The organism is Rhizobium sp. SRDI943 (genome assembly GCF_057653695.1).
This window is the reverse complement of the sequence record NZ_CM172787.1, coordinates 592400-609753: the sequence shown is the minus strand read 5'-3', so window position 1 is coordinate 609753 and position 17354 is coordinate 592400. Positions and strand designations below refer to the sequence as shown.

General features: G+C 61.6%; 17 protein-coding genes. 5 read left to right on the top strand and 12 right to left on the bottom strand.

Features of this window, described 5'->3' with window-relative positions; genetic code table 11:
• Nucleotides 1-133: 133 nt before the first annotated feature.
• The 3 genes from AC245Y_RS02990 to moaB are packed head-to-tail and all read left to right on the top strand — an operon-like array spanning nt 134 to nt 3480.
• A complete protein-coding gene (locus AC245Y_RS02990; protein ID WP_012756250.1) occupies nt 134-1966 on the top strand; it encodes a tetratricopeptide repeat protein in 1833 nt (610 codons plus the stop codon).
• 51 nt (nt 1967-2017) lie between these two features.
• Nucleotides 2018-2929 (top strand): 4-(cytidine 5'-diphospho)-2-C-methyl-D-erythritol kinase, encoded by a 912-nt coding sequence (locus AC245Y_RS02985; RefSeq protein WP_012756249.1) that lies wholly within the window; start codon nt 2018-2020, stop codon nt 2927-2929.
• Nucleotides 2929-3480, top strand: a complete 552-nt coding sequence (gene moaB / locus AC245Y_RS02980; protein WP_017993101.1) for a molybdenum cofactor biosynthesis protein B — start codon at nt 2929-2931, stop codon at nt 3478-3480. The genes AC245Y_RS02985 and moaB overlap by 1 nt, the downstream gene beginning before the upstream one ends.
• Nucleotides 3481-3509: 29 nt before the next feature.
• Here the strand turns inward: moaB and AC245Y_RS02975 are convergent, their stop codons facing one another.
• Nucleotides 3510-3845 (bottom strand): hypothetical protein, encoded by a 336-nt coding sequence (locus tag AC245Y_RS02975; protein ID WP_017993100.1) that lies wholly within the window; start codon nt 3843-3845, stop codon nt 3510-3512.
• A 182-nt stretch (nt 3846-4027) separates the two neighbouring features.
• Complete coding sequence (locus AC245Y_RS02970; protein WP_017993099.1) at nt 4028-4546, bottom strand: glycosyltransferase family 2 protein; 519 nt, start codon at nt 4544-4546, stop codon at nt 4028-4030.
• Between the two features lie 139 nt (nt 4547-4685).
• On the opposite strand from AC245Y_RS02970, the gene AC245Y_RS02965 reads away from it, so the two are divergent.
• Entirely contained in the window at nt 4686-5843 is a 1158-nt protein-coding gene (locus AC245Y_RS02965; protein ID WP_017993098.1) for a PA0069 family radical SAM protein, read from the top strand.
• Nucleotides 5844-6005: 162 nt separating this feature from the next.
• Nucleotides 6006-6695: a ribonuclease HII gene (gene rnhB / locus AC245Y_RS02960; RefSeq protein WP_012756244.1), complete on the top strand. Its 690-nt coding sequence runs from the start codon at nt 6006-6008 to the stop codon at nt 6693-6695.
• 212 nt (nt 6696-6907) lie between these two features.
• Here rnhB and AC245Y_RS02955 read toward each other — a convergent pair whose 3' ends face one another.
• The 10 genes from AC245Y_RS02955 to AC245Y_RS02910 all read right to left on the bottom strand — a co-directional run bounded on the left by AC245Y_RS02955 (nt 6908) and on the right by AC245Y_RS02910 (nt 17123).
• Nucleotides 6908-7879, bottom strand: coding sequence for an IS110 family RNA-guided transposase (locus tag AC245Y_RS02955; protein ID WP_017992870.1), 972 nt, complete (start codon nt 7877-7879; stop codon nt 6908-6910).
• 328 nt (nt 7880-8207) lie between these two features.
• Complete coding sequence (locus tag AC245Y_RS02950; protein WP_012756242.1) at nt 8208-8699, bottom strand: F0F1 ATP synthase subunit B; 492 nt, start codon at nt 8697-8699, stop codon at nt 8208-8210.
• Between the two features lie 3 nt (nt 8700-8702).
• On the bottom strand, nt 8703-9326 hold the full coding sequence (locus AC245Y_RS02945; protein WP_012756241.1) for a F0F1 ATP synthase subunit B: 624 nt from the start codon (nt 9324-9326) through the stop codon (nt 8703-8705).
• Between the two features lie 77 nt (nt 9327-9403).
• Nucleotides 9404-9631 carry a F0F1 ATP synthase subunit C gene (locus AC245Y_RS02940; protein WP_003545854.1) on the bottom strand — a complete coding sequence of 76 codons (228 nt, stop codon included), beginning with the start codon at nt 9629-9631 and terminating at the stop codon, nt 9404-9406.
• A gap of 67 nt (nt 9632-9698) precedes the next feature.
• Nucleotides 9699-10451, bottom strand: coding sequence for a F0F1 ATP synthase subunit A (locus tag AC245Y_RS02935; protein ID WP_012756240.1), 753 nt, complete (start codon nt 10449-10451; stop codon nt 9699-9701).
• 62 nt (nt 10452-10513) lie between these two features.
• Nucleotides 10514-10852 carry an AtpZ/AtpI family protein gene (locus tag AC245Y_RS02930; RefSeq protein WP_012756239.1) on the bottom strand — a complete coding sequence of 113 codons (339 nt, stop codon included), beginning with the start codon at nt 10850-10852 and terminating at the stop codon, nt 10514-10516.
• A gap of 271 nt (nt 10853-11123) precedes the next feature.
• Nucleotides 11124-12353: a cell wall hydrolase gene (locus tag AC245Y_RS02925; protein ID WP_012756238.1), complete on the bottom strand. Its 1230-nt coding sequence runs from the start codon at nt 12351-12353 to the stop codon at nt 11124-11126.
• 264 nt (nt 12354-12617) lie between these two features.
• The gene (locus tag AC245Y_RS02920; RefSeq protein ID WP_017993097.1) at nt 12618-14516 is read right to left on the bottom strand and encodes a potassium transporter Kup; all 1899 of its coding nucleotides are present in this window, start codon (nt 14514-14516) and stop codon (nt 12618-12620) included.
• 18 nt (nt 14517-14534) lie between these two features.
• Complete coding sequence (locus tag AC245Y_RS02915) at nt 14535-15512, bottom strand: magnesium transporter CorA family protein (protein WP_012756236.1); 978 nt, start codon at nt 15510-15512, stop codon at nt 14535-14537.
• A gap of 444 nt (nt 15513-15956) precedes the next feature.
• A complete protein-coding gene (locus AC245Y_RS02910) occupies nt 15957-17123 on the bottom strand; it encodes an Mrp/NBP35 family ATP-binding protein (RefSeq protein WP_012756235.1) in 1167 nt (388 codons plus the stop codon).
• Nucleotides 17124-17354 lie beyond the last annotated feature (231 nt).

Genomic DNA, 17354 nt, shown 5'->3' with positions numbered 1-17354 from the left:
CAAACGTCCTTGATCGCAGGCTGATTTTCTTGCGGCGCCGCTTCAAAAAAGCCATCCTGTTATGAATCAGTGATCGCAACTTGTTTTGCGACCGGCACATTGTCCGGGACGCTGTCGAAGAAAGGTTTCCTAAATGCGGCAGAGACTTGCCATCCGTCTTCTTACGAGCGCAGCGCTTGCCGCTGTCCTTTCGCTCAGCGGTGTCGGCGGCGCGAACGCCGAGGATGCGGCCAAGACAGACGATGCCGGCACGGCCGTTCACTTTGATGCGGACAGCGTCACCACTTTCTCCGGCGCCTTCCTCGCCGCGCGCACGGCCGATGTCGATCATGACTACGAAACCGCGATCGAACTCTACAAGAAGGCGCTGCAGATCGAGCCCGGCAATCCCGAGATTCGCCAGCGGCTGATGATCTCGCTGCTGCTAAATGGCGATATCAAGGACGGCGTCAAATATGCCAACGACCTGAAGGGCGATCCTTCCGTCGAGCGCATCACCACGATCGTGCGCGGCATGGATGCCGTGCGCCGCGACGACTATAAGTCCGCCGAGGCCATCCTGAAATATAAGGGGCCAAACGATCTCGACCGGATGATGAACGACCTGCTGCTCGCCTGGGCCCGCGTCGGCGCCGGCCGCGGTAAGGAAGCGCTCACCATGGTCGAGAAGATGAAGGGCCCGGATTGGTTCCGCATCTTCCAGAATTACAATGCCGGCGCGATCGCCATCGTCACCGGCGACGTGAAATCCGCCCGCCAGCATCTGAACGATGCCGTGCTCGACAAGGAAGGCGGCGCGACGGCGCCCGACACCTTCATGCGCGCCGTGATGGCGCTTGCCCGCCTCGAAGCAACACAAGGCAATAAGCAGAAGGCGCTCGACGCCGTTTCCGTCGGCGACAACCTGCTGCCGAATTATGCGCCGCTGAACGCGCTGCGCGACAGTATCGAGAAGAACGAGAAGCAGGACCAGCAGGTCAAGACGGCCGAAGAGGGTGCTGCCGGCGTGCTCTTTTCGGTCGGCGGCGCGCTGAACCGCGACGGCGCCGAAGACATCGTCTCGCTGTATCTGCAGACGGCCAATGCGCTCGATCCGAACAGCGCCGATACGCTGGTGCTGCTTGGCGGCATTGCCGAGAAGCAGAACCAGATGGACCGCGCCATCGCGCTCTACAAGAAGGTGCCGGAGAATTCGCCGATGCGGCGCATCTCCGAGCTGCAGCTCGGCCTTGCGCTTGCCCAGGGCGGCAAGGTGGATGAGGCGCGCAAGCACCTGCAGGCGCTGATCACCTCCGACCCGAAGGACATCCGCAGTTACCTCGCTTATGGCAGCGTGCTCTCCGACGCCAAGGACTACCAGGCGATGGCCACGAATTACGACAAGGCCGTCGAAACGATCGGCCCCATTCCCGGCCGCGCCAACTGGAGCGTCTTCTTCCAGCGCGGCATCGCCTATGAGCGGCTGAAGAAGTGGGACCAGGCGGAACCGAACTTCCGCAAGGCGCTGGAGCTCAATCCCGACCAGCCGCAGGTGCTGAATTATCTCGGCTATTCCTGGATCGACATGAACCGGAACCTCGATGAAGGTCTCGGCATGATCAAGAAGGCCGTCGACCTTCGCCCTGACGACGGCTACATCATCGATTCGCTCGGCTGGGCCTATTTCCGCCTCAACCGCTTCGACGATGCCGTCGACGAGCTGGAGCGGGCCGCACAGATCAAGGCCGGCGACGCGACGATCAACGACCATCTCGGCGATGCCTATTGGCGCGTCGGGCGCAAGCTCGAGGCCGTCTACCAGTGGAACCGGGCGCTCGCCTCCGAGCCCGAAGCTGCCGAGATCCCGAAGATCAAGGACAAGGTCGCCAACGGCCTGCCTCCCGCCAGTGACGATGCCAAGGCGGCCGACAAGAAGCAGCCGGATCCGGCGCCCGTCACCCCGCCGCCGGTCGACAAGAAATCCTGACGGACCATGCCTGATGAGGGCGTGGCCGGCGTGAGATCAAAGAAATAGAGCATGATGTCGTCCGAAAACCGCTCACACTTTTCGGCATCATGCTCTAGCTTTTCCGAGGAAGCACGCGCGAAAATCAACCTCGCCCTGCATGTGACGGGCCAACGGCCGGATGGCTATCATCTGCTCGATATGCTGGTGACCTTCGCAGATCACGGCGATCGGCTGGACTTCATGCGGTCGCCGACCGACGCATTGACCCTGTCCGGCCGTTTTGGCGAAACGCTTGCCGGCGACGGCGGCACCAACCTGGTGCTGAAGGCCCGCGACCTTCTGCGTGAGGTGGTCGGTCCCCTCGCCTTTCCCGTCCGCATCCATTTGGAAAAGAACCTGCCGATCGCCTCCGGCATCGGCGGCGGCTCGGCCGATGCGGCCGCGACGCTGCGCGGGCTGATGCGGCTCTGGGGCACGACGTTATCTGCGGAGACGCTCGCAGCATTGGCTCTGAAGCTCGGCGCCGACGTGCCGATGTGCCTGGAGAGCCGGCCGCTGATTGCCCGCGGCATCGGCGAAAAGATCGAACCGGTGCCTGATCTGCCGGCCTTTGCCATGGTGCTTGCCAATCCGCTGAAGGGCGTCGCGACACCTGAGGTTTTCCGCCGGCTGGCGACAAAGAACAATCCGGCCCTGAGCCTGGCTTTGAGCGGGTCTCAGGCTGCCGACTGGCTCGCGGCGATTGCTGCTGCCCGCAACGACCTGGAGCCGCCGGCGCGCGGACTCGTGCCCGAGATTGCGGCGATCTCGGCGATGCTGCAGGCTCGCGGCGCCCTGTTGACCCGCATGTCCGGTTCCGGCGCCACCTGTTTCGGCATCTTTGCGAGCATGACTGCTGCCGAAGGTGCGGCGGCAGCTCTTCACGACAAGCGCCCTGACTGGTATTTCCAGGCGACAGAAACGGTTTCGGGAGGCGCGTGATGGCAGGTCTGGACCAAAAGCGACCCTTCATCGCGGTCGGCATTGCGGTTTTGACGATCTCGGATACCCGCACGCCGGAGACGGACAAATCAGGCGACACGCTGGCGGCGCGGATCAGGGAGGCGGGGCACAGGCTGGTCGACCGGGGCATCGTGCCCGATGATCGCGAAAAGATTGCCGCGCGGGTGAAGGCCTGGACTGAGAACCAAGACATAGACGTCGTCATCACCACAGGCGGCACCGGCTTTACCGGCCGTGACGTGACGCCAGAGGCGCTGGAGCCTTTGTTCGAAAAGCGCATGGACGGCTTTTCCGCCATCTTCCACCGGATCTCCTACGAGAAGATCGGCACGGCGACGATCCAGTCGCGCGCCACGGCAGGTGTTGCCAACGCCACCTTCATCTTCGTGCTGCCGGGTTCGCCCGGCGCCTGCCGGGATGCCTGGGACGGCATTCTGAAAGGACAGCTCGACTATCGCAGCGCGCCGTGCAATTTCGTCGAGATCATGCCGCGGCTGGACGAGCACCTGAAACGCGGCGCGACGAAGTAAGGCATGGTTGCCCCTGGCGCACAGGGGCACTATGTGGCCAGGCCTGGCAGGACGGGCATCGTGTCCCAGCTGTCACCCGACAGCAGAACACAGCTTATGCCGTGAACATCCGTGACGATGAGGGTCCAGGTGCCGCTTTCGGCGGCATAGACCTCAAGAATGGCGTTCTCGTTGATTAGTCCGACTGCCGTGAGCTTTTCGGCGAAGTTCTTGTCCAGGAAATTGACGATTTCGGGTCGGCCTGCGCAACTGCGCATCATCTGCGATGCAGCCGAATGCGGATGCGCGATCACCAATGTCGGCAATATGACGGCTACGAGGCCGTAGATCATACTGCGTACGCCGTAGATCCTACCGCGTGCCATGACGCACCTCCTTTCGCCGGGAACCCGGCAGAAGAGGAGATTTTCGCTGACCTGTTCTGCCGTTCACCGGCATTCCATGGCCATTCCGTTGCGAAGCGAGGCGCTTCGACGGCGCCATGTTTGAATTATAGCGCGAAATCCTATTGGGCGCCATCTTTTGCTCATGGAGAGGGTTGCGGCACCTATCGCGCAGCGCGGGCAACCCAGGACGGAATCAGTTCGCTCGCGAGCTTGCGCGGCTTCTGGCCCTTGACGAATTCAGTCAACCGCATCCCGCTTTTGGCGATGGCGAGCGCCTGCTTCTTCGGCAGGAGAAAGCCGAGTTCCAGCGGCGGCACGGCCCGGCCGACACGCTGGAAGAAAGGGCGCCTATAGGCACGCGATGCGGTGAAGCGCGCCGGCAATTTGTTCAGCGCGACATATTCGGCGATCTCATCGATCCAGCCGGCCTGGGGTCTGGCGCCCGGCTCGACGAAGAGCAGCCATTCGCCGCGCGCCGAGCGGACGATGTCCTTGATATCCCACTGCGAATGGAAGCGGCAGCCGGCGGCGTCGGCCACCCGCGAGGTGCCGTCGCGCGAGCCGTGATCGAGCACGACCACATCGCTCACCAGCCCCTCCACCGCGCCTGCCACCAATACCGATAAAGTCTGTGCCAGCTCAGATTCCTGATCCTGACATTCGAGAACAACCGTCAACATTGACTATTTATAATGCGCCGCACAAATTTTTGCCAGCACCGTTTTCCTCATTTTGTTCTTGCATTGTTCTCGTTTTGCGGATAGGAATTTAATCAGCAAAACGGGCGAAGGCGATGGCTTTTCGCCGCGGGAGAATCCGATGAGAGAGCAGTCCCTGGCAGGGCAGGCCGCATTCGCGCCTGCCAATACGGCAGATATTGCCGATGCGATGATCGTTTCCTCCGGTCTGAGAGTCGAGGTCGATCGGCGGCGTGGACGTGGAGCGGGACTGAACCCGACAGGTCGGTTCGAGGCGCAGCAACGCGAAACCGTCGACGATGGCTGGCAGACGTGGGAAGAGCTGCCGCCATTCAAGACCGAAGTGCAGGTCGAGAAGCCGCGCACGGCCATCACCCGCAACGAATCGCCGGACATTCCCTTCGACCGCTCGATCAATCCCTATCGCGGCTGCGAGCACGGCTGCATCTATTGTTTCGCCCGACCGACACACGCCTATATGGGGCTTTCTGCAGGGCTCGATTTCGAGACGAAGCTGTTTGCCAAGCCCGATGCGGCAAAACTCCTGGAGCGGGAACTCGCCAAGCCCGGCTACAAGGTGCGGGTGATCGCGATCGGCACCAATACCGATCCCTATCAGCCGATCGAGAAGGAATGGCGCATCATGCGTGGCATTCTCGAGGTGTTGAACAAGGCGAACCATCCGGTATCGATCGTCACCAAGTCGGCGATGATCCTGCGTGATCTCGACATTCTGCAGGAGATGGCAGCTAAGAACCTGGTGCGCGTCGGCATCTCGGTGACCACGCTGGATCGCAAGCTTGCCCGGACGATGGAGCCGCGAGCCGCCACGCCGCCGCGGCGGCTGGCGACGATCCACACGCTTGCCGAAGCAAGCATCCAGACGGCTGTGCTGGCCGCCCCGCTCATCCCGGCGTTGAACGACCACGAACTGGAGCGCATCCTCGAATCGGCCAAGGCTGCCGGAGCCGCCGAGGCGAGCTACGTCATCCTCAGGCTACCACTCGAGGTCAGCCCGCTGTTTCGCGACTGGCTGCTGCAGCATTACCCCGATCGTTACCGGCATGTGATGTCGCTGGTGCGCTCGATGCGCGGCGGTAAGGATTACGATGCCGAATTCGGCAAGCGCATGAAGGGCGCCGGCCCCTATGCCTGGCAGATTGCCCGGCGCTTTGAAATGGCCGCCCGACGTTTCGAGCTGACGCGCCGCAGCATGCCGCTGCGCGACGATCTGTTCGTGCCGCCCGATGGCAGCGGCGTGCAGCTGTCGCTTCTTTGATTTTTGAGCTTGCGCATCGGCTCTCGAGAAACCGCCTGTTTTCGAGCCCGAGCGCAATTCCCGCGGATGGCCCTGACCGCCACCATCCGCCGGAGCGTCCCCGGCCGCCGCCCTGATCCGGGGACTTGCGGGCAATCGGGTTGGCGTGCGAGGTTCAGCCGCATGAAACCTCGCACGTCACCCGATTCTCCCCTGCTTTTCGACACGGCTCCGCTCGTGCCGGATTTCCGACTGGAACTCAAAGCCCGCAAGGCTGGCCACTGGCCGGTCGCCGGCGCCGACGAGGCAGGCCGCGGGCCGCTGGCGGGACCCGTCGTGGCGGCCGCCGTTATTCTCGATCCGAGGCGCATCCCTGAGGGTCTGAACGATTCCAAGCAGCTTTCGGCGCAACGGCGCGAGGAACTGTTCGTGCAGATTCTGGCGACTGCGACCGTCTCCATCGCCTCCTCCAGCTCGACGCGCATCGACGAGACGGATATCCGCAAGGCAAGCCTCGACGCCATGCGCCGGGCCATCTGCAGCCTCGCCATTCCGGCAAGTTACGTGCTGACCGACGGGCTCGACGTGCCGCCCGGCCTCGATTGCCCCGGACAGGCGGTGGTCAAGGGCGATGCCCGCTCGGTCTCGATCGCCGCCGCCTCGATCGTCGCCAAGGTGACGCGTGACCGAATGATGGCGCGGGCCCACAGCGTGTTTCCGGATTACGGCTTTGCCGCGCATGTGGGCTACGGCACGGCGCAACACCGCGCCGGCATCGAGAGACACGGCCCCTGCTCGCTGCACCGGATGAGCTTCAGGCCATTGCGTAAGACCGAGGGCGCTCCTGAGACGGACGAGCTGCTTTCCGAGTAGGTTATTCAAAGACCGGGATATGCCCGAGCTTGTCCCAATGCTGTCCGGTTCACGCCGAAGGCTGCCCCTCACCCTAACCCTTTCCCCGTAAACGGGGCGAGGGGACGTGCCCTGCGAGAGATAGGCGGGGGACGGAGAAGGCCGCGGCATATCCCTTCTCCCCGCCTGCGGGGAGAAGGTGGCGGCAGCCGGATGAGAATCTGTGTTGGTTGTCAAGGGGGATTTGGGGTCCAGAGGCGATCCTGAGATAGAAGGCAGTTTGCCAGAACGAGCAATTTACGCATGACGGCGACCAAGATGACCTTCGCTGGTTTTCCTGCGGCTTTGAGTGTGTCTGCGAAACGAGCAAGGGTGGGATTGTAGCGACAGGCAGACAAGGCGGCCATGTAGAGCGCGCGCCGGGGTGCGGGCCTGCCGGCGCGGATGGAACGACGTCCGGTTCGGGCACCGCTGTCGTTAGCGATTGGGGCAAGCCCTGCCAGCATGGCGGCCTGCTTGCCCGAACAACTGCCCAACTCGTCCATGCCGGCCATCAATGCCAGGGCCGTGACGCGGCCGATGCCGGGAATGGAGGTGAGGATCTCGGCCTTGCGGTAGAGCTGCGGATCCTCGCCGACACGTCGCTCGATCTCTTTGTCGAGACGTTCGACATGCTGTTCCAGCCGACGCACGAGGCGGTTGAGTTCGCCGCGCAGAAGGGCGGTGGTGGCAGTCTTGCTGCGGTTCTGCAGGGCGGTGATGTCGCATTTGGCTGCCGATCGTGCATTGACCAGCTCCTGCAAGGCCTCAACGTGAGGACTTGGCGGCGTGTCGGCCGGCGGGCGCAGGCTCTCGGCCAGGAGCGCCAGGAAACGGGCATCGAGACGGTCGGTCTTGGCGAGATAGCCGCAGGCACGGGCAAACATGCGGGCGCGCAGCGGATCGACCACGGCGACGGCAAAGCCATCGAGCCAAAGCGAGCGATGGGCGGGGCGATGGAACTTGCCGGTTGCCTCCATCACGATGCTTTTGGGCCGATGCCTGGCCAGCAGCCGTTTCAGCTGGCGGATGCCGGTCTTGTCATTGCTAAACCGCCGGCTTTCGCCCAGCGGATGCAGATGAATATCGAGCCACTCTTTACTCACGTCCACACCGGCATAAACTACCGGCATCGCGTCTTCTTGGAACGAAACCTTGCCTTGCATGCGGGACTTGCTCCCCATCATCTGTTCAGGACAAACGCGAGGACGGCCGGACCAATCTCATCCCCGGTTCAAGCCAAGGGGCCTGCGGTCCCGGCCGTCCGCACTCCGGCGGATGGCCATCCGCCGGAGTGCGCACCAATCATCCAACAATCAGTGCAAATTGAACATGCAAGGGGCTGGCGCCGGGTGAGAGCAGCGGACCGCAGCGGGTTTGCCAGAACGTCTGCAGTCGGTTTATCTGCGGCAGATACCCGGCACGAGACCGAGTAATCGACAAGAGAAAAGGCCGGGACATGCCCGGCCTCCTCTCAAATCTTTTCAAAACCGCTCAGTTCAGCCGGGTCTTGACCTGGCCGACGGCATTGCCGAAGAGTTCGGACTGGATTTTGGTGTCGGCCCGCTTGGCAAGCACGGTTTCAGCTGCCGCGATTGCGAGATCGACAGCAGCGGAACGCACCGCCTTCATCGCCTCGACCTCGGCCTGCTTGATCTTCTGCTCGGACAGCGCCGTGCGGTTGGCGACGAATTCTTCCGTCTTCTTCTTCGCTTCGGCGGTCAGCATTTCGGCTTCGCGCTCAGCGGCGGCAACGATGTGGGCCGCTTCGGCTTCCGCTTCCTTGCGCTTGCGCTGGTATTCGGCGAGCAGGTGCTGGGCCTCTTCGCGCAGACGCTTGGCTTCGGCCAATTCGTTGCGGATCTGATCGGCGCGGTCATCGAGCGACCGTGCCATCATTCCCGGAACCTTCAGATAAACGACCAGCGCCAGGAAGAGGACGAGGCCGACAAAGGCGAAGAAAGTCGCGTCAAAGGCAAATTCCATCGATCAAGCCTCCTTCTTGGCAGCCGCGACGGCGGCGGCGACATCGGCCTTGGCGACGGTGCCGCCGATCAGCTGATCGACCACGGCAGCCGCCGTTTCCTCGGCAATGGTGCCGACGTCGGCGAAAGCCTTGGCCTTGATCTCGCCGATACGCAGCTCGGCAGCCTTGATCTTTTCCGAAAGGCTCGCCTCGACAGCGCGGCGTTCCTCTTCGGCCTTGGCCTTGGCGGCGTCGCGTGCGGCGGAGCCGATCGCGTTGGATTTAGCGCGGGCAGCGGCCAGTTCACCTTCATAGGTCCGGACGGCGGCGTCGGCTTCGGCCTTCAGGCGGCCTGCTTCTTCCAGATCCTGGGAAATGCGCGTGTGACGCTGATCGAGGATGGTCCCGATGCGCGGCGCGATGACCTTTTGCATGAGCAAATAGAAGACGCCGAACGTGATCACCAGCCAGAGCAGCTGGGACGCGAAGGTCGTCGAATCGAAAGGCGGGAAAGGGCCGCGGGCGTGTTCGCCTTCGGCGACACCAGTCTCGGTATGGACCTCGCCTGCGGCCGGAGCGGCGTGCGCATCCGTACCCGTCGCTGCCGCCGGTGCTTCCTCAGCGTAAGCCGGGGTCACAAAAAACATGCTCACCTCCAGGTGGACTGCAAATGCAAAGGATCACGGCTTGCGGTCGCAGGCCGTGATCCATCTATTCGCCGATATCAGACGGCGAAGAGGAGGAGGAGAGCGACGAGCAGCGAGAAGATGCCCAGAGCTTCCGTAACGGCGAAGCCGAATACCAGACGGCCGAACTGGCTGTCAGCGGCAGACGGATTGCGCAGTGCGCCGGAGAGGTAGCTGCCGAAAATATTGCCGAGGCCGAGAGCCGTACCGGCCATACCAAAGCAAGCCAGGCCTGCACCGATGTACTTTGCTGCTTCCGCTTCCATGTTGAACTCCTTTGAAATGGTTGTTGCGGCGAATGACTGACGCCCTTTGACGTCGATGTCGTTATCCTTAGTGCCCGCCCGGATGGATTGCGTCGTTGAGGTACATGCAAGTCAGCACCGCAAAGACGTAAGCCTGGAGGAAGGCGACGAGGAACTCGAGACCGGTCAGGGCGACGGTCATGATGAGGGGAAGAACGGCGCCACCGATACCGAGAGCACCCATGGTTCCGAGCGAGGCGACGAAACCTGCGAACACTTTGAGCGTGATGTGACCGGCGAGCATGTTGGCGAAAAGACGAACCGAGAGTGAAATCGGACGCGACAGGAAGGAGATGATTTCGATCGTGACGACCAGCGGCAGCAGAAGGCCCGGCACGCCGGAGGGCACGAAGACATTCAGGAAGTGGAAGCCGTGCTTATAGAAACCGTAGACGAGAACCGTACCGATAACCAGAATCGCCAGAGCGAAGGTGACGATGATCTGGCTGGTGACAGTGAAGAAATACGGGAACATGCCGAGCAGGTTCGCCGTCAGGACGAACATGAAGAGCGAGAAGACCAGCGGGAAGAACTTCATTCCCTGCTTGCCCGCGCCTTCCTTCAGCATGTTGGCGATGAATTCATAGGACATTTCCGCAACCGACTGCGAACGGCCCGGCACGATGGCCCGGTTCGAGGTCGCGAAATAGAGGAAGCCTGCGGCAGCGGCAGCCGAAACGGCCATGAAGAGCGATGCATTGGTAAACGAAAAATCAATTCCGCCGATTTCGATCGGCACAATCTTCTGGATCAGGAACTGATGAGTCGGATCGTTAGACACCGCTTGTTCTCTCTCTTTGGCCCGCAGGACGCGGGGTCATTGCACTGGACCGGAACCGGTCCTTATTTCTTGTCGTCCTTGTCGTCCAGGGGATGGGCAACCACCCCCGCAGAACGCAGCACGTTCAGAACGCCGGCACAAAATCCAAGAAGCAGAAGAACAATCAAACCCCAAGGCGCCGTGCCAACAAAACGGTCGAGGAGATAGCCAAGCAGAGCACCGACGACGATTGCGGAAATGAACTCGCTGGAAAGCTTCATCGCCTGGGCATAACCTTTGCGGCTTACCTCGGCGCGGGCTTCCCTAGCCTCGTCTTCTCCCGTCTCGACGCCCTTGGTCGCGAGTTTCGCTCCCAATTGCGCACGGCGCTTTTCTAGACTTTCCTCGCGGTCGTCCGCCATGGATCTCTCCTCGCCTGCCCGTCGCCCGCACTCCCGCTACCCCGGTCATTCGGACCCCGGACGCGAAGGTTGAGACCCTTCCGGCCCGTTCTGAAGTCGCGCGCAACATAGTTTTAGGGATTAGCATAGTCAAGGCGTAGACAGCTTCTGTCCAGCGAGAAAATAATTCCATCAAATCAAAGAGATAAATCGACTCTGGGTCGATCGCGCAAATTCGACGGAAAGAATCCGCTTTTCCGGGCCGAAAATCGGCTTGCCCTGGCGATTTATCTCAGCTCCAGCCGCCACCATAGGTGCGATAGAAGACGTGAAGACCGATGCGGCCGACCTTTTCCATGGTCTTTGCCCATTTCGGTCTGACATAGACGGCATGATAATGCGTCGCCGAACCCACCTGCAGCAGCCAGATCTTGCCTGATGTCACCGCCATCGCCACGTCGCGGGCGACTCGCCAGTGATATTCCGAATTCACCCTGTCCTTGATGCTGTCGCAGGCGAAGGAAAACTGGCAGCGGTTGCGCCAATCCTCGTTCTGGTAGACGACGCCGCAGATGGTCTTCGGATAGGAAGGGTTGCGGACGCGGTTGAGGATGACCTGGGCGACGGCCGCCTGGCCCTTCACCGATTCCCCCCGCGCCTCGAAATAGATACCGGAGGCAAGGCACTGCTGTTCGCGAGCGGAAAAGACGCTGGGCGCCAGCACGCTTGCGGCCCAGGCATGGTCGCGCGGGCCGATCTCCGGAACGAAGCGGCCGCTGTCCGGCTCGGCCAGGATCGAATCGAAGGGCGATTGGCGGGCATAGTCAGGTGCTGCCGGTGCATAGGCGGTGGCCAGCACATCGGCCTTGTTGTTGGTGACGAGGCTTGCAAGCATTGCCGGCACGCCATTATCGGTCACAACGGGCTGCTTCTTATAGAAAGATGTGGCGATCTCGATTTCCTTGCCCTGGATCTTCGGCTTGACGAAGGCCGACCGGTCCTTGAGATCGAAGCTCGGGGTGAAGAGCATCTTGGTGCGCTCGAGGATCGAGCCGGCGGAAAAATCCTTCGGCGGCTGCATCTTCTCGACTGCGACGACGCGGCCCTTCTTGGCGCTGCGATTGACGCGATCCTCGTCCGGGGTGTCCTCATGGCCCCTATCCTTGGCAGTGCCCTTGTCCTTGGCATTGAAGGCGACCTTGCGGCCGTCGGGCAGCACCATGCCGGCATCGGCTGCGATCGAACCCGTCACCATCGGCTCGGCAAAGGCGAGTTCGGCCTGGTGGATGGAGCCGGCCGGAGAATTGGTCAGTACCATACGCCAGTTCCCACCCTCATGATCGAGGCCGGCGAGCATGGCGGCGAGATCGGCATGGGATGCGACGCTCGGGAAAATCAGCCAGCCGGCAAGACCGAAGATTACGGGGGACACCCAATTCTCGGGAAAAAGACGCAGCTTGCTACGGGAAGGGCTCTTTCGACGCAACACGGACTCCGGGCATGGAACGCTGGAACATTCCATTGAAAATCCCGCATTAACCTTGATGTCCGGTTAACAGGCCGTGCCGAAATGTGTCCATGAGAATTTTTGGATGTTCTAATGTGATGGATAGTTCGAGGGATGAGATGTGTCGTAGCCTCGCGAAAGGCCCCTCCCCACAAGCGGGAGGGACTTATTGCGGCACCGCCTCGCTTATCTGAAATGTCGAAAAGTTGGCAGACGGCCCAACAGGTTAAACCCCTCCCCCTTGTGGGGAGGGATTTGGGGCGGGGTCTTTGCCCACCCTCAAATAATAACGTGCGAGCCCAGTTCCACCACCCGGTTCGCCGGCAGGCGGAAGTAGTCCGAAGGGTTGGCGGCGGCGTTGGCGAGCGCGATGTAAAGCCGGTCCTGCCAGTAAGGCATGCCCGACTTGGCGTCCGGCACCAGTTTGCGGCGGCCGAGATAGAAGGAGGTCGACATGATGTCGAACTTCAATCCGGTCTTGCGTAGCGTCGCCAAAGCCTGCGAGACGTTCTGCGATTCCATGAAGCCGAAGAGCAGTTCGACGCGGGAGAAACGCTCGGAAATCTGCTCTATCTTGTAACGGTCTTGGCTCGGTACACGCGGTTTGTTGATCGTGCGGATCGTCAGGATGACGTTGCGGTCGTGAAGCACATGGTTGTGCTTGAGATTATGCAGCAAGGCGGCGGGGGCCGATTCCGGATCGCTGGTCAGGAAGATCGCGGTGCCCGGAACCTGGGCCGGCGAATGTTCGCTCTTGCGCTCGATCGAGCTGACGAAGGAGGCGAGCGGAATATCGGTATGACGGGTCTTCTCCATCAGGATCGCCGTGCCGCGACGCCAAGTCCACATGACGACGGTAAAGGCGGTGGCGATCATGATCGGGATATAGCCGCCGTCGTGGATCTTCAAAAGATTGGCACCGAGGAAGATCATTTCCAGCACCACCAGCGGCGCGAGCGCGATCACCGCGACGGGAAGCGACCAGTTCCAGCGGGCGCGGACGAATTCGAAGGCCATGATCGAAGTGACGACCATGGCGCCGGTGACGGAGATGCCATAGGCGGTCGCCAGCGCATCCGAAGTCTTGAAACTCAAGACCAGGAAGATGACGCCAATGAACAGCACGGCGTTGACCGAAGGCACGAAGATCTGCCCGGTATTGGTTTCCGAGGTGAAGAGGATTTCCATGCGCGGCAGGAAGCCGAGGTTGATGCCCTGGCGCACCATCGAGAAGGCGCCGGTGATGACCGCCTGGCTGGCGATGATCGTCGCGGCGGTCGCCAGGATGACGACCGGCAGCAACGCCCATTTCGGAAACATCAGATAGAAGGGATCGGACATCGTCGCCGGATTGCCGAGAACGAGGGCCCCCTGCCCGAGATAATTCAGCGTCAGCGCCGGGAAAACCAGCATGAACCAGGCCCACTGGATGGGACGACGGCCGAAATGGCCGAGATCGGCATAGAGCGCCTCCGCACCCGTCACCGTCAGGAAGACGGCGCCGAGCACGACGACGCCGTAGAAGCCCTCATGCAGCAGGAAGCTGACGGCATAATAGGGATTGAAGGCGGCCAGAATGCCGTAATCGTCAGAGATATGGGAAATGCCGGCGGCGGCCATGACGAGGAACCAGACAGCGGTGATCGGGCCGAAGAACCTCGCGACGGCGCCAGTGCCGCGCGATTGCACGACGAAGAGCAGCGCCAGGATCACCACCGAGATCGGCACGATATAGTCCGCGAGTCTGGGTGTGACGAGTTTCAGGCCCTCGACGGCCGACAGCACGGACAGAGCCGGGGTGATCATCGCGTCGCCCAAGAAGAGGGCAGCGCCCATCAGGCCAAGCAGCATCAGGATGGCGGTATGGCCGTTGGCGGTCTTCATCAGAAGGGCCAGCAGCGACAGCGTGCCGCCCTCGCCGTCGTTGTCGGCGCGTAGCAGGAAGAGCACATATTTGATGGTGACGATGATCGTCAGCGCCCAGATCATCAGCGAGATCAGGCTGATGACTTCAAAACGGGTAACGCCGTCATGGGCCACCGGCTTCAGCGCTTCGCGAAAGGCATAGAGCGGGCTGGTACCGATATCGCCGTAGACGACACCGACTGAACCCAGCGCGAGATAGAACAGCTTTCGCGGCGTCATATGGCGTTCGTTCGGATGGCTCTCTTCGGACATGAAGTTGCAACAGGCTCCTTAGAGCCAGCCTTTCCAGCGGAAAAAGAAAAAGGGGATGACGGCGGATATCACCATCAAGGCCAGCGAATAGGGATAACCCGCGGCCCAGGTCAGCTCCGGCATGACCTGAAAATTCATACCATAGACGGAGGCGACCAATGTCGGCGGCAAGAACACCACCGAGGCAATCGAGAAAATCTTGATGATCGAGTTCTGCTCGATGTTGATCAGCCCGAGCGAAGCATCGAGCAGGAAGGTGATGTTGGCGGCGACGAAGGAAGCATGCTCCGACAGCGACTGGATATCGCGCGAGACGGTGCGGCAAAGCTCCTTCGCCTCGCGGTCCTGCTGGATCGCCGGAATCGTGTGAAAGAACGTCAGCAGGCGGGCAAGCGAACCGAGACTGTCGCGCACCTTGCTGATCATCCGGTGATGGCCGGCAATATCGCGCAGCTTCTCCTCGAGATAGTTCGAGGGCTTACGCACCTTCCTTGCCCGCTCGCCGAAGACATGCATCGACAGGATGTCGAGGCGCGAGACGGCGATCTCGAGGATCTCGGCGGTGCGGTCGACGATCGTCTCCAAGAGCTTGGCAAGAAGGGCAGCGCCGCTGCGCCAGTTTTCCGGCAGCCGGTGGAGGGCGGCGATGAACAGCGCAAAGGATTTGGGATGGGCGTAGCGAATGGTGACCAGGCGGTTTCCAGCCAGGATGAAGGCAACATCGGTCAGCGTCGGTACGTCGGTGTCAGCCTTCCAGAGCAGCGAGGCGGTCATGAAGACGGCGTCGTTTTCGACATAGAGACGGGCGGAAGGCTCGATATCCTTGAGATCGTCGCGGGTCGGGACCTCGATGCCAAGAACCTTCTCAACATAGAGTTCCTCATCGCGGGTCGGCTCGATCATGTCGATCCAGACGACATCCTCGGGAAAGGACGCAGCATGCGACAGATCGCCGATCTCGACCGACTTGCAATTGGAACAGTAGGCGGTAATCACCGGTCGTCTCTCCGGCTGCATCCAACCTTAAAGGCCGGCATGCGCGTTGTGCTCAACCGCATCGCAGTTCCCAATCCTTCGATCGACAAGACAACTCCGAACTTGCAGGCGGGCCGGCATCTTCGATACGAAGACGACCGTCATTGAGCATCTGCAGCAAAATGCCATCATGGCGCCGCGGCATATGAAGCAAAGCCGTGAAATAATCAAGACATCTTCCGTGAAGCGCGGCTTTTCACCACGTTTCCCCCACAATTTGGGGTATCCGCTGCGGCGATTCGGGCCGCTAAAGCGCCGCGCTTTAGCCGCTGCACACGTCCCGGTGACATGCATTTTGTTTTATGCATGCCGTTATCCCGGAACCGCTGCACTTCCGGGCGACATGCATTTGTTGTGATGCGTGCCTTTATCCCGGAACCGCTGCACACTTCCGGGCGGCATGCATTATTCGAAGACGATCGTCGGTGCCGGACGCTGGGGCTGGCCGGCGACCTGCTCCCAGACCTTGGCGGCGATGCCGCGATAGATGCCGGCGACGACGCCGTTCGGCTCGGAGGCGACAAGCGGCGTGCCGGCGTCGGAGGTTTCGCGGATGTTCATCGTCAGCGGCACTTCGCCGAGGAAGGGCACGCCAATGCGCTCGGCCTCCTTGCGGGCGCCGCCATGGCCGAAGATGTCGTAGCGGGTGCCGGTATCCGGGGCGATGAAATAGCTCATATTCTCGACGATGCCGAGCACCGGCACCTCAACCTTGCGGAACATGTTGAGGCCCTTGCGGGCATCGATCAGCGCGAGATCCTGCGGCGTCGAGACGATGACGGCGCCGGCAAGCGGCACTTGCTGGGCCATGGTCAATTGGACGTCGCCGGTGCCGGGCGGCATGTCGACGACGAGGACATCCAGTTCGCCCCAGGCGACTTCGCGCAGCATCTGCAGCAGCGCCGACTGGACCATCGGCCCGCGCCAGATCATCGCCGTCTCCTCGTCGACAAGGAAACCCATCGACATGACCTTGAGGCCATAATTCTCCATCGGATTGATGATGCGGCCGTCGATCTGCGTCGGGCGGCCGGATATCTTCAGCAGCCGCGGCATTGAGGGACCATAGATATCGGCATCGAGAATGCCGACACGAAGGCCGTTGGCGAGCAGGCCGAGTGCGAGATTGACGGCGGTGGTCGACTTGCCAACCCCACCCTTGCCCGAGGCGACGGCGATGATCGCGCCGATGCCGGGCACACCGATCTTGCCGGCGCGCGGCGGTTGTTGAGGAGCGTGAGCATGGCTCCCATGATCGTGCCCGGCATGACCGTGAGGCGGGTTCGCCGCAGGGCGGGCAGCCGGAGCGGCGGCGGCGGCCTTCTTGTCCGCCGTCAGTGTGACGAGGGCACCCTTGACGCCTGGCATTTCCTTGATGACGCGCTCGGCGGCGAGCCGCATCGGCTCCAGCTCCTTGGCGCGATCGGCCGGGACGGTGATGGAGAAATAAACCTTGCCGTCGGAGATGAAGACGTCGGAAACCATGCCGAGCTCGACGATATCGTGCTCGAGATCCGGTCCACGCACTGTCTTCAGCGTTTCGAGAACTTGTTCCTTGGTGACGTCGGCCATTCCACCCTCACTGCTTCTTGCAGATCACAGATAGTGGAGACGGAAGCCTTCGCCAAACAAAATCATCGGGAGGAAAATCCGGTGCGCCAAAAGAGCGCCGGGGAGAATTGGCAATCCGTTGCGGCCATCAAGTCCGCCGGGCTTTCGCCCTGATGGCCGCAACGGTCTCCCCGAGAACCGGCGCAATCCGGGGCGAACTAGAGCAAGCCGAAGAAAAGACCAGCGAAAAGT

What these genes read in the sequence shown, in the direction of transcription:
- AC245Y_RS02990 (WP_012756250.1), top strand. Translation starts at nt 134, where the DNA reads ATGCGGCAGAGACTTGCCATCCGTCTTCTTACGAGCGCAGCGCTTGCC.
- AC245Y_RS02985 (WP_012756249.1), top strand. Translation starts at nt 2,018, where the DNA reads ATGATGTCGTCCGAAAACCGCTCACACTTTTCGGCATCATGCTCTAGC.
- moaB (WP_017993101.1), top strand. Translation starts at nt 2,929, where the DNA reads ATGGCAGGTCTGGACCAAAAGCGACCCTTCATCGCGGTCGGCATTGCG.
- AC245Y_RS02975 (WP_017993100.1), bottom strand. Translation starts at nt 3,845, where the DNA reads ATGGCACGCGGTAGGATCTACGGCGTACGCAGTATGATCTACGGCCTC.
- AC245Y_RS02970 (WP_017993099.1), bottom strand. Translation starts at nt 4,546, where the DNA reads ATGTTGACGGTTGTTCTCGAATGTCAGGATCAGGAATCTGAGCTGGCA.
- AC245Y_RS02965 (WP_017993098.1), top strand. Translation starts at nt 4,686, where the DNA reads ATGAGAGAGCAGTCCCTGGCAGGGCAGGCCGCATTCGCGCCTGCCAAT.
- rnhB (WP_012756244.1), top strand. Translation starts at nt 6,006, where the DNA reads ATGAAACCTCGCACGTCACCCGATTCTCCCCTGCTTTTCGACACGGCT.
- AC245Y_RS02955 (WP_017992870.1), bottom strand. Translation starts at nt 7,879, where the DNA reads ATGCAAGGCAAGGTTTCGTTCCAAGAAGACGCGATGCCGGTAGTTTAT.
- AC245Y_RS02950 (WP_012756242.1), bottom strand. Translation starts at nt 8,699, where the DNA reads ATGGAATTTGCCTTTGACGCGACTTTCTTCGCCTTTGTCGGCCTCGTC.
- AC245Y_RS02945 (WP_012756241.1), bottom strand. Translation starts at nt 9,326, where the DNA reads ATGTTTTTTGTGACCCCGGCTTACGCTGAGGAAGCACCGGCGGCAGCG.
- AC245Y_RS02940 (WP_003545854.1), bottom strand. Translation starts at nt 9,631, where the DNA reads ATGGAAGCGGAAGCAGCAAAGTACATCGGTGCAGGCCTGGCTTGCTTT.
- AC245Y_RS02930 (WP_012756239.1), bottom strand. Translation starts at nt 10,852, where the DNA reads ATGGCGGACGACCGCGAGGAAAGTCTAGAAAAGCGCCGTGCGCAATTG.
- AC245Y_RS02925 (WP_012756238.1), bottom strand. Translation starts at nt 12,353, where the DNA reads ATGGAATGTTCCAGCGTTCCATGCCCGGAGTCCGTGTTGCGTCGAAAG.
- AC245Y_RS02920 (WP_017993097.1), bottom strand. Translation starts at nt 14,516, where the DNA reads ATGTCCGAAGAGAGCCATCCGAACGAACGCCATATGACGCCGCGAAAG.
- AC245Y_RS02910 (WP_012756235.1), bottom strand. Translation starts at nt 17,123, where the DNA reads ATGGCCGACGTCACCAAGGAACAAGTTCTCGAAACGCTGAAGACAGTG.